This is a genomic window from Pseudomonas sp. OTU750018 (genome assembly GCF_011636575.1).
GTDB classification, from domain to species: domain Bacteria; phylum Pseudomonadota; class Gammaproteobacteria; order Pseudomonadales; family Pseudomonadaceae; genus Aquipseudomonas; species Aquipseudomonas peli.
Genome location: NZ_JAAPAU010000001.1, coordinates 1,372,571 through 1,388,270 on the forward strand (window position 1 = coordinate 1,372,571; position 15,700 = coordinate 1,388,270).

Below are 15,700 nucleotides of genomic sequence, written 5' to 3' on the forward strand. Positions count from 1 at the left end.
AGTTTACTGGTGGTACTGCCCAGACAACTCATGCACCGCTTCGAAGAAGGCACGCGCATGCTCAGGATCAACTTCCGGGGTGATACCGTGGCCAAGGTTGAACACCTGACCACTGCCATGACCATAAGCCGCGAGAATACGCCCCACTTCAGCACGGATTGCCGCCGGGTTGGCGTACAGCACGCTCGGGTCCATGTTGCCCTGCAGCGCCACCTTGTTGCCGACACGGGCACGGGCGCTGCCGATATCGCAGGTCCAGTCCAGGCCCAGCGCTTCGGCACCGCTATCCGCCATGGACTCCAGCCATAGACCGCCACCCTTGGTGAACAGAATCACTGGCACACGGCGACCGTCGTGCTCGCGGATCAGCCCGTCGATGATCTTCTGCATATAGGCCAGGGAGAACTCCTGATACGCCGCCGCTGACAGCGAACCGCCCCAGGAATCGAAAATCTGCACGGCCTGTGCGCCGGCCTTGATCTGCCCATTGAGGTAGGCGGTCACCGACTGCGCCAACTTGTCGAGCAACGCGTGCATGGCCTGCGGGTTGTCGTAAAGCATGGCCTTGGACTTGCGGAAGTCCTTGCTTGAGCCGCCTTCAACCATATAAGTGGCCAGGGTCCAGGGGCTGCCGGTAAAGCCGATCAATGGCACGCGGCCATTCAACTCACAGCGAATGGTACGCACGGCGTCCATCACATAACCCAGATCCTGCTCTGGATCGGGGATCGGCAGCGCTTCGATATCAGCCATGCTGCTGATGACTTTCTTGAAACGCGGGCCTTCGCCGGTTTCAAAATACAGGCCCTGGCCCATGGCGTCGGGGATGGTCAGGATGTCAGAGAACAGAATCGCCGCATCGAGCTGCGGGTAACGGTCCAGCGGCTGGATGGTGACCTCGCAGGCCAGCTCCGGGTTCTTCATCAGCTTGACGAAGTCACCCGCCTTGGCGCGGGTGGCGCGGTACTCCGGCAGGTAACGACCGGCCTGGCGCATCATCCACACCGGGGTGACGTCGACAGGCTGCTTGAGCAGAGCACGAAGGAAGCGGTCGTTCTTCAGGGCGGTCATGGCAGTTCCCGAGAAAAGTAATCGGTAAAAAAGTGCGGGTATTTTCGCAGAGCGCAAAACAAAAGGCACGGCGAGTGCCGTGCCTTTTATCTATTGCGACGATTTGCCTCGGCCCGTAAGGCCAAGTCAATCACGCAGACACTTAGACGCCGAGGTAGTCGAGGATACCTTCGGCGGCGTTCCTGCCTTCGAAGATCGCAGTCACCACCAGGTCAGAACCGCGAACCATATCGCCACCAGCGAAGATCTTCGGGTTGCTGGTCTGGTGCTTGAACTGGCTCTGCTCCGGCGCTACGACGCGGCCTTGGCTGTCGGTTTCGATCGTGAAATCGCTGAACCAGGCAGCCGGGCTTGGACGGAAACCGAAGGCGATCAGCACGGCTTCCGCCGGGATGATTTCCTCGGAGCCCGGAATCGGCTCAGGGCTGCGACGGCCACGGGCATCCGGCTCGCCGAGACGGGTCTCGACAACTTTCACGCCCTCAACCTTGCCTTCACCAACGATGGCGATCGGCTGACGGTTGAAGAGGAATTTCACCCCTTCTTCCTTGGCGTTCTTCACTTCCTTGCGCGAGCCCGGCATGTTCTCTTCGTCGCGGCGATAGGCGCAGGTAACCGACTTGGCGCCCTGGCGAATCGAGGTACGGTTGCAGTCCATCGCGGTGTCGCCACCGCCGAGAACGACGATGCGCTTGCCCTTCATGTCGATAAAATCTTCCGCGTTCTTCTCGAAACCGAGGTTGCGGTTGACGTTGGCGATCAGGAAATCCAGCGCATCGGTGACGCCCGGCAGGTCTTCGCCAGGGAAGCCACCTTTCATGTAGGTGTAGGTGCCCATGCCCATAAACACGGCATCGTACTCATCCAGCAGCTGCTGCATGGTGATGTCTGTGCCAATCTCGGTGTTCAGGCGGAACTCGACGCCCATGCCGGTGAAGACTTCGCGGCGATTGCTCAGCACGCTCTTCTCCAACTTGAACTCGGGAATACCGAAGGTCAGCAGGCCGCCGATTTCCGGGTTCTTGTCGAATACCACCGGGGTCACACCGTTGCGCACCAGGACGTCGGCGCAGCCCAGGCCAGCCGGGCCAGCACCGATGACCGCAACGCGCTTGCCGGTTGGCACCACGCGCGACATGTCCGGACGCCAGCCCATGGCGAACGCCGTATCGGTGATGTACTTCTCCACCGAGCCGATGGTCACCGCGCCGAAGCCATCATTCAGGGTGCATGCACCCTCGCACAGACGGTCTTGCGGACACACGCGGCCGCAGACTTCCGGCAGGGTGTTGGTCTGGTGCGACAACTCGGCGGCGGCGAGGATGTTGCCCTCGGACACCAGTTTGAGCCAGTTGGGAATGAAGTTGTGCACCGGGCACTTCCATTCGCAATAGGGGTTACCACAACCCAGGCAACGGTGTGCCTGATCGGCCGCTTGCGCAGGCTTAAAGTTGTCGTAGATCTCGACGAACTCTTTCTTACGCTGACGCAACAGTTTCTTCTTCGGGTCTTTGCGCCCGACTTCGATGAACTGGAAGTCGTTATTCAGACGTTCAGTCATTGCAATACCTCATCAAACCACTTCAGGCGCATTCTTATTGCGGGTTGGCACGGGTGCTGGAGAGCAACGACTTCAGGCTTGCCGCCTTCGGTTTGACCAGCCAGAACTTGCGCAGGTAGTCGTCCAGGTTTTCCAGCAGGGTCGCGCCCCACTCACTCGATGTTTCCTGGACGTACTCGGCGAGCACGCGTTCCAGGTGGCTACGGTAAGCCTCCATCGACTCATTGTTGATCCGCTGAATTTCCACCAGCTCGTGGTTAACGCGGTCGTAGAAGCTGTTATCCAGATCCAGCACGTAGGCGAAACCGCCAGTCATGCCGGAGCCGAAGTTGTAGCCGGTTTTGCCCAGTACGCAGACAAAGCCGCCGGTCATGTATTCGCAGCAATGGTCGCCCGTGCCTTCAACCACGGTGTGCGCACCGGAGTTACGTACGGCGAAACGCTCGCCCGCAGTACCGGCTGCGAACAGCTTGCCGCCAGTGGCGCCGTACAGACAGGTGTTGCCGATGATGGCGCTGTCCTGGGTCTTGAACGGGCTGCCTTTCGGCGGGGTGATCACCAGCTTGCCGCCGGTCATGCCCTTGCCGACGTAGTCGTTGGCGTCGCCTTCCAGGTACAGGTTCAGACCACCGGCGTTCCACACACCGAAGCTCTGGCCCGCAGTGCCCTTGAAGCGGAAGGTGATCGGCGCCTTGGCCATGCCCTGGTTGCCGTGTTTGCGGGCGATTTCGCCGGAGACACGGGCACCGATGGAACGGTCACAGTTGCAGATTTCCAGATCAATCTCAGCACCGCTGGCTGCCTCAATCGCCGGCTTGACCAGCTCGACCATCTTCTCGGCCAGCAGGCCTTCGTCGAATGGCGGATTGCGATCAACCAGGCAGAACTGCGGCTTGTCAGCCGGGATGTGGTCGCTGCCGAGCAGCGGCGTCAGGTCAAGATGACCCTGCTTGGCGGTTTCGCCCGGCAGCATTTCCAGCAGATCGGTACGCCCGATCAGCTCTTCCAGGCTACGAACACCCAGCTTGGCCAGCCACTCACGGGTTTCTTCGGCGACATAGGTGAAGAAGTTCATCACCATTTCGACGGTGCCGATGAAGTGATCCTTGCGCAGCTTGTCGTTCTGCGTGGCCACGCCGGTGGCGCAGTTGTTCAGGTGACAGATGCGCAGGTATTTACAGCCCAGAGCGATCATCGGCGCAGTACCGAAGCCGAAGCTTTCGGCGCCGAGGATAGCCGCCTTGATCACGTCGAGGCCGGTTTTCAGGCCGCCGTCGGTCTGTACCCGCACCTTGCCGCGCAGGTCGTTACCGCGCAGGGTCTGGTGGGTTTCGGCCAGGCCGAGTTCCCACGGCGCACCTGCGTACTTGATCGAGGTCAGCGGCGATGCGCCGGTGCCACCGTCGTAACCGGAGATGGTGATCAGGTCGGCGTAAGCCTTGGCCACACCGGCGGCGATGGTGCCGACACCGGCTTCCGCCACCAGTTTGACCGACACCAGAGCGGCCGGGTTGACCTGCTTGAGGTCATAGATCAGCTGCGCCAAGTCTTCAATGGAATAGATGTCGTGGTGCGGTGGTGGCGAAATCAGGGTCACGCCCGGTACTGCATAACGCAGTTTGGCGATCAGACCGTTGACCTTGCCGCCGGGCAGCTGGCCGCCCTCACCGGGCTTGGCGCCCTGAGCAACCTTGATCTGCAGCACTTCGGCGTTGACCAAGTATTCGGGGGTCACGCCAAAGCGGCCGGTGGCCACCTGCTTGATCTTCGAGCTGCGCACAGTGCCGTAACGGGCTGGGTCTTCGCCGCCCTCACCGGAGTTAGAGCGCGCACCCAGGCGGTTCATCGCCTCGGCGATGGCTTCGTGCGCCTCAGGCGACAATGCACCCAGCGAGATACCTGCCGAGTCGAAGCGCTTGAGAATCTCGCCCAGCGGCTCAACCTGATCCAGTGCGATTGGCTTGTCGGCCAGCTTCAGTTTCAGCAGGTCGCGCAGCATCGACACCGGACGGGTGTCGACCAGCGTGGTGTATTCCTTGAATTTTTCGTAGCTACCTTGCTGCACCGCTGCCTGCAGGGTGTTGACCACATCCGGGTTGTAGGCGTGATACTCGCCGCCGTAAACGAACTTGAGCAGACCGCCTTGCTGGATGGTCTTGCGCGCGTTCCAGGCTTCGGCCGCGAGCAGCTTCTGCTCGTTTTCGATATCGACGAAGCGTGCGCCCTTGATGCGGCTGGCCACACCTCGGAAGCACAGCTCGGTGACGTCATCGGCCAGGCCGACTGCTTCAAACAGCTGCGCACCCCGGTAGGACGCCACGGTGGAGATACCCATCTTCGACAGGATCTTCAGCAGGCCTTTGGAGATGCCTTTGCGGTAGTGCTTGAACACTTCGTACAGATCACCCAGCACTTCGCCGGTGCGGATCAGGTCGCCCAGTACTTCGTAAGCCAGGAACGGATAAACCGCCGACGCACCGAAACCGAGCAGCACAGCATAGTGATGCGGATCGCGAGCAGTCGCCGTCTCGACCAAGATGTTGCAGTCGCAACGCAGGCCTTTTTCGGTCAGGCGATGGTGAATCGCACCGGTAACCAGCGAGGCGTGAGCCGGCAGCTTGCCCGGGGCGATATGACGGTCAGACAGAACCAGCAGCACCTTACCGGCGCGCACCGCTTCTTCAGCCTGATCGGCCATATTACGCACGGCGGCTTCCAGGCCGAGCGACTCGTCGTAGTTCATGTCGATCAGCTGACGCTCGAAGCCTGGGCGATCCAGGTTCATCAAGGCGCGCCATTTGGCCGGCGAGATCACCGGACTGCTGAGAATTACTCGCGCGGCGTGCTCTGGCGACTCTTCGAAGATGTTGCGCTCGGCACCGAGGCAGATCTCCAACGACATGACGATGGCTTCACGCAGCGGGTCGATCGGCGGGTTGGTTACCTGCGCGAATTGCTGGCGGAAGTAGTCGTACGGCGAGCGCACACGTTGGCTGAGCACGGCCATTGGCGTGTCATCGCCCATGGAGCCGACTGCTTCCTGGCCTTGCTCGCCCAGCGGACGCAATACCTGATCACGCTCCTCGAAGGTGACCTGGTACATCTTCATGTACTGCTTGAGCTGGTCGACGTCATAGAACGCCGAACCATGGTCGCGGTCTTCCAGGGTCGCCTGAATGCGCTGGGCACTCTTGCGCATCCACTGCTTGTAGGGATGACGCGACTTCAGACGGTTGTCGATGTCATCGCTGCCGAGGATCTGCCCGGTTTCGGTGTCCACCGCCAGGATCTGCCCCGGGCCGACGCGACCCTTGGCCAATACGTCCTCGGGAGCGTAGTTCCACACGCCGATTTCCGACGCCAGGGTGATGTAACCGTTCTTGGTGGTGACCCAGCGCGCCGGACGCAGACCGTTACGGTCGAGCAGGCACACGGCATGGCGGCCATCGGTGAGTACCACACCGGCCGGACCATCCCAGGGTTCCATGTGCATGGAGTTGTATTCGTAGAACGCGCGCAGGTCGGCGTCCATGGTTTCGACGTTCTGCCACGCAGGCGGAATGATCATGCGCACGCCACGGAACAGGTCGATGCCGCCGGTGACCATCAGCTCAAGCATGTTGTCCATGCTCGATGAGTCGGAACCCACGCGGTTGACCAGCGGGCCAAGTTCATCGAGATCGAAGATCTGGTCGTTGGCGAACTTCAGGCGACGCGCCTGTGCCCAGTTGCGGTTACCGGTGATGGTGTTGATTTCACCGTTGTGCGCCAGGAAGCGGAAGGGCTGAGCCAGCGGCCACTTTGGCAGGGTGTTAGTAGAGAAGCGCTGGTGGAAGACGCAAATGGCGGTCTGCAGACGCTCATCACCCAGGTCCGGGTAGAACTGCTGCAGGTCGGCCGGCATCATCAGACCTTTATAGATGATGGTCTTGTGCGAAAAGCTGCAGATGTAGTGATCGCTGTCTGCGGCGTTGGCCACCGATGAGCGACGACGGGCACTGAACAGCTTGATCGCAAACTCCTGATCGGACAGACCTTCGCCGCCGATAAACACCTGCTCGATCTGTGGCAGACGCTCAAGCGCTAAGCGGCCGAGTACGCTGGTGTCGATTGGCACTTTGCGCCAGCCGACCAGGCTCAGGCCGGCAGCAAGAATCTCGCGATTCATGTTTTCGCGGGCCGCTTCAGCCTTCACTGGATCTTGGTTGAGGAACACCATGCCGACGGCGTACTGCTTAGGCAGCTCGGCGGCAAAGTGCTGCTGGGCCATGGCCCGCAGGAAAGCATCAGGCTTCTGGATCAGCAGACCGCAACCGTCACCGGTCTTACCGTCGGCGTTGATCCCGCCACGGTGGGTCATGCATGTCAGGGCTTCAATCGCGGTCTGCAGCAGGTGATGGCTAGCCTCACCCTGCATATGGGCGATAAGGCCGAAGCCGCAGTTATCCTTGAACTCATCAGGACGGTACAAACCTGCTTTCATAGGGACTCTCACCAGACGGCCTATCACAAGGCAATTACTTTCTAATTCAACCACTTACCATGCGCGCAGGACTAAGCCCCAGCTTTGCGCAGGCGAAAGGGCAGTCATTGTACATACCCACCTAGGTCGTCACAAACCTTAGTGACGAAGCCTTGAAAAAATATGTCGCGAAAACGAAGGATAAGACCGGAAGGTCGTGGTAGCGACCGACCGGTCAGCGCGAGCGCTGAAGTGTATCAGCTAGCGCGCCTGGGCAATCTCTTGCTGAATGCCAGCAAAGTTACGCGGCCAGGGCTTACCAGCCTGCACCTTCGCAGGCAGGGTACGCAAGGCCGCTTGCGCCGCATCACGCGTGGCAAAGCTGCCATAGGTGACCACGTACAGCGGCTTGCCCTGATGCTGCTTCTTGAAATAGTGGTAATCCGCGCCATTGGCTTTTACAAAAGCCTGCGCACCACTTTCCAACCGAGCCCCGAGGATCTGCAGGGTATAACGCGAGCCCGCCTGCGCGGTATACCAATCGCCACCAGCAGCAGGCTTGACCACAGCAGCCGGCGCTTGCGGCTTAATTGGCGGCGGCACTGCAGCCGTCACTGGCGTAACCGGTTTGACCACGGGCGCAACTGGCGGAGTAACCACTGGAGCAACCTTGATCGGCTCAGAAACCACAGGCGCAACCGGAGCACTCGCCGACACGACTGGCGCTGGCTCAGGCACTACATCTGCAGCCCCAGAAACGCCCTCAGCGTCAGCCTCTTCTGCACCACCCAAGCCAGCCGCCTGAGCCAAAGGCTCACGAATAACCGGCTGTGCCTCGCCCACCAAAGGTAGCGGCAGTGGCTGATTGGCACCCTCGAACTGAATCGCGGGCGCAACCGCAGCATCGGCTGGTGGCGCAACCACTGCAGGCGGTGCAGCCTCATCAAGTGGCAGCTGCGCGATAACAGGCGCATCGACATCTTCAACGACGCGCCCCTGCATAAACCAGGCAGCCAGAACCCCGATAGCAACCACGCACAATGCCAGCAGATGCTTGCGCGGTAAATTGAAGGCAAAACCACCGCGACTCGCCGCACCACGCTGCGCCAACATCGCCTCAACCAGCGACTGGCGCGCAACCTGATTGATTACGCCCGGCCAGCCGGAAGATTGCTCATGAATATCGGCAACCTGGTCATCACTCAACACCTCAATGCCCTGCCCCGCACCCTCAAGACGCTGAGCCAGATACTCGCGCGTCTCATCCTCGCTGTAGGGCTGCAACTCGATGACATGAAAGCACTCATCACCCGCAGCCACACGCTCAAGCCGCGGCAGCAACTGCGAATCAGCAAACAGAAAAACATGCGGACGCCCTTCCGCATTGCCAACCGCCAGACTCAGCAAGCTGGTCAAGGCCGCATCACTGAGATCTTCAGCATCATCCACCAGCACATAGACTTCCTGCCCGGTCAGCGCTAATTGCCCAACCTGCGCAAGAATGGCCGGCAGCTCTGGCCGCTGCACCTGCAACCCCTGCGCGACCTGACGCAAAATGCTCGCAGGATCCGAAGCGCCCTTGGCGGACACCACAACACTCTGCACTGCCTGCTTATTGGTACTCGCTACCAGCGCCTGGCGGAGCAGGGTCTTGCCACTGCCTTCCGGCCCACTGACCACCAGCAACAACTGACTGTAACGCGCCAGATGGTGCAACTGACCCAGCACAGGCTTGCGCTGGGCAGGGAAAAACTTAAACCCCGGCACCCTCGAAGCAAAAGGGTCGTGGGTGAAGTGGTAATGATCGAGAAACGCCTCGTCAGCATGCAGACTTGTCATGGGACACTCGTTAATTTTTAAGCTGAGCCAGCTGAGCCGCATAGTCTGCGCTCAGCGTGGCATTCAAAATTTCCCGGGGAAAATCACCGGTTACAACCGCCTCACCCAAGCCACGTAACAACACCAGACGCAGCTTGCCATCAAGGACTTTCTTGTCGACCGCCATATGCTCCATAAAATCCTCAGGCGTCATATCCTCAGGTGGAACAACCGGCAACCCTGCAACCATAAACAACCGAACAGCACGCTCGCGCTCGGACTTGCTAATCCAGCCCAACCGCTCAGACATATCCAACGCCATGACAGTACCCGCCGCCACCGCTTCACCATGCAGCCACGAACCATAGCCTTGGTGCGTCTCGATGGCATGGCCGAAGGTGTGCCCAAGATTCAACGTAGCGCGAACACCTGACTCACGCTCATCCGCCGCAACCACACGGGCTTTGGCTGCGCAGGAATGAGCAATTGCAGCAGTCAGGGCCTCCTGATCTAGCGCGCGCAATGCTGGCATATGCGCTTCAAGCCAGGACAGGAAGGGCTCATCACAGATCAAACCGTACTTAATCACCTCAGCCAAACCGGCTGACAATTCTCGAGCGGGCAAGGTAGCGAGCGTAGCAGTATCGATCAACACAGCTTGCGGCTGGTAAAAGGCACCCACCATATTCTTACCCAGCGGGTGGTTGATCCCGGTTTTGCCGCCAACCGACGAATCGACCTGAGACAGCAATGTTGTTGGCACCTGGATGAAATTGACACCGCGCTGGTAACACGACGCTGCAAACCCCGCCATATCTCCAATTACGCCACCCCCTAGAGCAATCAAGGTCGTGCGCCGGTCATGCCGCGCACCTAGCAACCCGTCAAAAATCAGCTGCAGGGTTTCCCAGGTTTTGTAACTTTCGCCATCAGGCAAAACAACAGAAGTTACGGCAAAACCAGTAAGCGAGCGCTCAAGCGCTGCGAGATATAGGGGAGCAACTGTCTCATTGGTTACGATCGCGACTTGACGACCAACAATGTGGGCCACCAACACATCATCACGAGCCAACAGCTCGCCACCGATATAGATCGGGTAGCTGCGCTCACCAAGATCGACATGAAGAGTTTGCATAGAGCCCCCAGATTTCAAAGGGGCCTAGGATAGCGCAGTTCAGTCTGCGCTTTAACGGGGAGAAAGCGCCTCAAGACGCTCAAGGATCTCTTGTACCACCAGACGAGGCGGACGCTCGTCGGTTTCGACTACTACGTCGGCGATTTCACGGTAAAGCGGATCACGAACTGCCAACAGATCAGCCAGAACCTTACCCGGATCCGCCGCCCGCAACAGGGGACGATTTCGATCACGTGAAGTGCGATCCACCTGCTGCTCGACAGACGCATGCAGGTAGACCACATGTCCACCACGCCTAAGGGCAACACGGTTTTCAGCACGCATTACCGCACCGCCGCCAGTGGCAAGCACCATACCGTCGACATCGCAAAGGTCTGCAATCACCGCCTGCTCACGCTCACGAAATCCCTGCTCACCTTCAACATCAAAGATCCAAGGAATATCCGCGCCCGTACGCTGCTCAATCTCTTTATCAGAGTCTTTGAACGGCAACCGCAACTCTTTAGCAAGCAAACGCCCGATGGTACTTTTACCAGCACCCATCGGGCCTACAAGAATCAAATTCCGCACTGAATCAGCGACTCACCGTAATGGCTTGATTATTCATGATGCGCGGAGTCAGGAAGATCAACAGCTCTGATTTCTTGTCCTGCACTAAGTCACGCTTAAAGAAGCGTCCAATGTAAGGAACATCGCCAAGGAACGGCACTTTATCCACTGATTTAGACTGCGTATTAGTAAATACACCGCCAATAACAATCGTCTCGCCGTCTGCCACTAAAACCTTTGCGTTAACTTCATTTTTGCTAATCGCAGGCACACCACCGCTTGAAGCAGCATTACTAAAGTCTGGCGCATCCTTAGTGACTTTAACCTCAATAATAATTCGATTATCGGGAGTGATCTGCGGCGTAACTTCAAGCGACAGCGCTGCCTCTTTGAATGAAGTACTGGTGGCACCACTAGAGCTAGCCTCCTGATAAGGAACCTCGGAACCCTTCAATATCTTTGCTGTTTCTTTATCCGCAGTAACAACCTTAGGTTGAGAAACCACCTCACCATTACCGGTCTTCTCCATCGCTGAAAGCTCAAGATCAAGAATAGTATTGTCAGTTATAAAGCCAATACCAAATCCAGAAGTTGCACCAGCAGCCCCCATATCCACAAAGTTACCTAAGGAAGGCGTTGGATTTTGGACATTAGGAATATTCTGACCATATCCCGGAGCAGCCACGCGATTACCACCTCGACCGCTTACGACATAGCTTGTATCGCCTACGCTGGCGCCACGCCAGTTCACACCCAGCGCCTTATCGTAATCAACGTTTGCTTCAACTATACGAGCTTCAATCATTACCTGACGAACAGCAACATCTAGCTGAGCAACAATTCGACGCAACTCGTCGAGACGATCCTGTGTTTGATAAGCAATGATGCTATTCGTACGATCATCCACGGTTATGGACCCGCGATCATCTGAAGCACCATCTGCACTGGTTACGGACTGGAATAACTTCGCCATATCTGATGCTTTCGCATAATTAACCTGAATCAACTCCCGGCGCAAAGGTGCCAACTCGGCAATCTGCTTCTGCGCCTCGAGCTCTTGCCGCTCACGAGCAGCAATCTCATCAGCAGGTGCGATCAACAATACGTTGCCAACCTTACGCTTATCTAATCCCTTAGTCTTCAAAACCAAGTCCAACGCCTGATCCCAAGGAACATTCTGCAAACGCAGAGTAATATTGCCTGCTACCGTATCACTAGCTACCAGATTCAAGTCAGTGAAATCTGCAATCAACTGCAACACAGAGCGAACATCAATATCTTGAAAATTCAGCGAAAGCTTTTCACCCGTATAGGCAAAACTTTCACTTTTACGCTTATCCACTTCATCCTGAGTCAAAGGCTTAATACTAAGTGTCAACTTATTATCTGTCTGGTAAGCAAGATAATCATAGCTACCTGCCGGCTCGATAATAATATTGGCTTGCCCATCAGAACCCGCAGCACTCACAAACTGCACAGGCGTTGCAAAGTCCTTAACATCCAGTCGAACGCGTAACGCCTCGGGAAGCTGTGTTTTAGCAAAATTCAATCGAATTTTACCACCCTGATCCTGAATATCAGGACTTACAGAAGCATCAGACAATGTAATAACAACATTACCTTCGCCCTGCTCACCGCGCTGAAAATCTATATTACTAATAGCTCTTTCTTGCGACGCATAAATTTTTGAGGAGGCAGCAACAGGAGCAGCTGCCTGCACAGGTGCTGAAGCCGAGGTTTGGGTACCTTCCCCCACTACTACAAAAAGTGTATTACCTTCAGCCCGAGTGCTATACGGCGATAAATTAGTAAGATTAATAATTAAACGAGTGCGATCCTTCGCCTCAACCACAGTCACACTTCGAGCATTGCCCACACCCAGCTCTTTATTCTTCACGCCTAGCTTGTTCGCCACACCTGGTAAATCAAGGGCGATGCGCGCAGGCTGCTCGATTGTATAACCCCGAGGGGCAAGCACCGGCTCGTCAAAAGTCAGCTTCAGTTCCACTCTATCGCCAGGCAATGCAGCCACATCAAGTGTTTGCAAATCAGCAGCTAAAAGAAAAGGTGAAAATATCACCGCTGAAAGAGAAAGGCTAAGACGCGAAAAAGAGCTGTTCATTAGGAGGTTCCGTTGGGCAGACCGATTATTTTTCATCATAGCTAACTCGCTCAATTAAGAGCGCTCCTTAAGGGAGAGACTGCGCGGACGCTCCAACCAACCGCCCTCACCATCTGGGACAATCTCAACAACATCAATTTTTGCGTCGTCAATGGCCAAAATACGCCCGTGATTACGACCTAGATAGTCGCCGACACGCACCCGATGAACGCCACTCGAACCACTAATCAACGCAAAGTTTCCACTATCATTAGCTAACGTTCCAACCATCTGGAACGTTTCTATATTGAAGTCCTCGAGAAACTGTTTAACCCTTGACTCATCCGGCTTGACATCGACCGACCCTTTCTGTTGACTAGCCAAGTCAATTTTTACTGGCGGCTGAAAAGGACTGCGCAAAGAAGCCGCACCATAAGTAAAGCTTTCATATGGCTGGAATTTTGGCAATGGTTCGATTGAACCCTTGGGACGCGCACGAACTTCATCCATATAAGCTTGTAGATCGGAAAAATCTCGACTAACACCACAGCCGCTAATCAACACAAAAAAACAGAACACAAAGGGTAGATATAATCTCATTTTGCCCCCCCTTTATCGTTGTAGCGATAGGTTTTAGCCAAGATGCTCATTCTCAGAGTCGCAACACCGTCAACTTCAACAGGAACTAGATCGAAGTCGTGCAAGGTTACAATCCTAGGTAAGCTAGCAACACCACTTACAAACGTAGCAAGATCATGATAAGCACCTACAACTTTAATCTGAATCGGTAACTCTATGTAAAACTGCTGCGTAGCTTCGGGCAGAAGCTTTATTTCCTCAAACTCCAGACCACTCCCTAACCCTGTGCGCGTGATATCTTCTAATAGCCCCGGAACCTCAGTATCACTCGGCAGCTGCTTTAATAAAGCTCCAAATGAAACCTCCATTTCCTGCATCTGCTCCTTATAAGCATCCAAATTGGCTGCTTGATAAGCTTTACTGGAGAACTGCTCTTTAAGAGAAAGCTCCTGACTCTGCTGTAGCTCCAACTGAACTTGGAGATCTTTCAAATGAAAATTGTACCCAAGCGCTACAATAGCTATAAACAGGACTAGGCCAGCAATAAATTTTACTGCGGCAGGCCAAGATCCGACATTATTAAAATCGAGGTCACTAAAATCAATTTTTCGCAAATTCTCTAGCGAATCATTAAGGCTCATTGCTTAGCCTCCTCTGCCGCTAACCCAGGCTGAGTTTGCTGGACACTCAATTTAAATACATTAGCCTGATCAACAGCGCCAGCAGTTACTGACTTAACTTCAGTCAGATTTGGTGCGGTTAGCCAATCCGAAGCATCTAAATTACGCATCAGATTGGATACGCGGTTGTTAGACTCAGCTGCACCAACAATATCAATATTCTTCGCTGTCATTTTCACACCAGTGAAATGGACGCCATCCGGCAATGTGCGAACCAGCTGATCGAAGACACGACCAATAATCGGCCGATTACCCTGTAAATCCTGAATAATTTTCATACGCTCAAGAAGCTGCTCTCGCCGAGTTTTCAGCTCACTAATTTCTTTAATGCGTGCATCTAGAACAGCAATTTCCTTACGCACAAATTCATTTCGTGCATTTTGCCGCTCAATCGCACCGCTCAAATATTGATCACCAAGAAATACAGCGCCTGCTGCTACGATAAACACACCAGCAAGTGTTACTAGAAAGCGCTGTTTGCGCTCTTCGCGCAGCTGCTCGCGCCAAGGTAAAAGGTTAATCCGCGCCATTAGTCGAAACTCCTCATTGCCAGACCACAGGCAATCATCAAGGCTGGCGCATCACTGGCGAGCGCACCAGCGTTGACCTTCCCACTCAACGCCATTTCAGCGAATGGGTTAGCGACCAATGTCTGAGTACCAATTTTTTGCTGAATCAAACGATCAAGGTCTGGAATCGAAGCAGTACCGCCTGCCAACAGGATGTAGTCGACATCATTGAACTGACCTGCAGCGAAAAAGAACTGCAGCGATCGAGCGACTTGTTGCACCACGGCTTCTTTAAAAGGCTGCAACACTTCGCTGTCGTAGTCATCCGGTAAGCCGCCTTGCTTCTTGGCAAGGCCTGCCTCTTCAACTGACAAGCCGTAACGACGCTGAATCTCTTCGGTCAACTGCTTGCCACCAAACAGTTGCTCGCGGGTGTAGATGGTACGGCCGTTATGGAGAACACTGAGCGTGGTCATGGTGGCGCCAATGTCGACAACCGCTACGGTCAGCTCATCGCGACCACCACCCAATTGGTCAATCAACAAACCATAGGCGCGTTCCAAGGCATAAGCCTCGACATCAACCACTTTGGCGGTGAGACCAGCAAGCGCAAGAGCGGCCTCACGAACCTCGACGTTCTCTTTACGACATGCTGCGAGCAGTACCTCAACTCGATCGGCATTACGCGGGGATGCGCCCTGCACCTCGAAATCTATGGCAACTTCTTCTAAGGGATAGGGGATGTACTGGTCGGCTTCGATCTTCAGTTGGTTTTCGAGCTCATCATCAGAAAGCCCGGCTTCCATTTCGATGGTCTTGGTAATAACAGCAGACCCGGCAACCGCGACGGCGACGGTTTTTACACCGCTCTTAGCCTTCGCTAGCACACGTGAAAGGGCCTGACCCACACCTTCCAGCTCGGCGATGTTTTTCTCGACCACCGCGTTTGGCGGGAGCGGCTCGACTGCGTAAGCCTCTACCTTGTAGCGGCTTCCGGAGCGGCTCAATTCGAGGAGCTTGACGGAGGTCGAACTGATATCGATCCCGAGTAGCGTATTCGCTTTCTTATTGAAGAGCCCTAGCACGACCGATTTCCTATTGGCATCCGCGACTTACGGACTATTTATGTTTTTTCACATTAAATAACAGTCTTGACAGAAGCGCAAATGGCTACCCGGCAAAAAAACCGCTTATAATGTGATCAGTTTTTCTCTTTTAACCTTGTGTTTCGCTTA

General features: G+C 55.6%; 11 protein-coding genes. All 11 read right to left on the reverse strand.

Going from position 1 to position 15,700, the window contains the following annotated elements:
* Positions 1-3: 3 nt before the first annotated feature.
* Positions 4-1,071, reverse strand: a complete 1,068-nt coding sequence (hemE, locus tag HCI85_RS06525; protein WP_167143248.1) for a uroporphyrinogen decarboxylase — start codon at positions 1,069-1,071, stop codon at positions 4-6.
* 142 nt (positions 1,072-1,213) lie between these two features.
* The gene (locus HCI85_RS06530; RefSeq protein ID WP_160085748.1) at positions 1,214-2,632 is read right to left on the reverse strand and encodes an FAD-dependent oxidoreductase; all 1,419 of its coding nucleotides are present in this window, start codon (positions 2,630-2,632) and stop codon (positions 1,214-1,216) included.
* A gap of 34 nt (positions 2,633-2,666) precedes the next feature.
* Positions 2,667-7,115, reverse strand: a complete 4,449-nt coding sequence (gltB, locus tag HCI85_RS06535) for a glutamate synthase large subunit (RefSeq protein ID WP_167143252.1) — start codon at positions 7,113-7,115, stop codon at positions 2,667-2,669.
* A gap of 240 nt (positions 7,116-7,355) precedes the next feature.
* Positions 7,356-8,933, reverse strand: a complete 1,578-nt coding sequence (locus tag HCI85_RS06540) for an AAA family ATPase (protein WP_167143256.1) — start codon at positions 8,931-8,933, stop codon at positions 7,356-7,358.
* A gap of 10 nt (positions 8,934-8,943) precedes the next feature.
* A complete protein-coding gene (gene aroB, locus HCI85_RS06545) occupies positions 8,944-10,047 on the reverse strand; it encodes a 3-dehydroquinate synthase (RefSeq protein ID WP_167143259.1) in 1,104 nt (367 codons plus the stop codon).
* A 51-nt stretch (positions 10,048-10,098) separates the two neighbouring features.
* Complete coding sequence (aroK, locus tag HCI85_RS06550; RefSeq protein WP_160085752.1) at positions 10,099-10,617, reverse strand: shikimate kinase AroK; 519 nt, start codon at positions 10,615-10,617, stop codon at positions 10,099-10,101.
* 4 nt (positions 10,618-10,621) lie between these two features.
* Complete coding sequence (gene pilQ / locus HCI85_RS06555) at positions 10,622-12,718, reverse strand: type IV pilus secretin PilQ (RefSeq protein WP_167143262.1); 2,097 nt, start codon at positions 12,716-12,718, stop codon at positions 10,622-10,624.
* A 54-nt stretch (positions 12,719-12,772) separates the two neighbouring features.
* The gene (pilP, locus tag HCI85_RS06560; RefSeq protein ID WP_167143263.1) at positions 12,773-13,297 is read right to left on the reverse strand and encodes a type 4a pilus biogenesis lipoprotein PilP; all 525 of its coding nucleotides are present in this window, start codon (positions 13,295-13,297) and stop codon (positions 12,773-12,775) included.
* On the reverse strand, positions 13,294-13,917 hold the full coding sequence (gene pilO, locus HCI85_RS06565) for a type 4a pilus biogenesis protein PilO (RefSeq protein WP_167143266.1): 624 nt from the start codon (positions 13,915-13,917) through the stop codon (positions 13,294-13,296). The genes pilP and pilO overlap by 4 nt, the downstream gene beginning before the upstream one ends.
* The gene (locus HCI85_RS06570) at positions 13,914-14,486 is read right to left on the reverse strand and encodes a PilN domain-containing protein (protein ID WP_167143269.1); all 573 of its coding nucleotides are present in this window, start codon (positions 14,484-14,486) and stop codon (positions 13,914-13,916) included. Before HCI85_RS06570 ends, pilO begins: the two co-directional genes overlap by 4 nt.
* Positions 14,486-15,550: a pilus assembly protein PilM gene (locus HCI85_RS06575; protein WP_090249972.1), complete on the reverse strand. Its 1,065-nt coding sequence runs from the start codon at positions 15,548-15,550 to the stop codon at positions 14,486-14,488. The genes HCI85_RS06570 and HCI85_RS06575 overlap by 1 nt, the downstream gene beginning before the upstream one ends.
* Positions 15,551-15,700 lie beyond the last annotated feature (150 nt).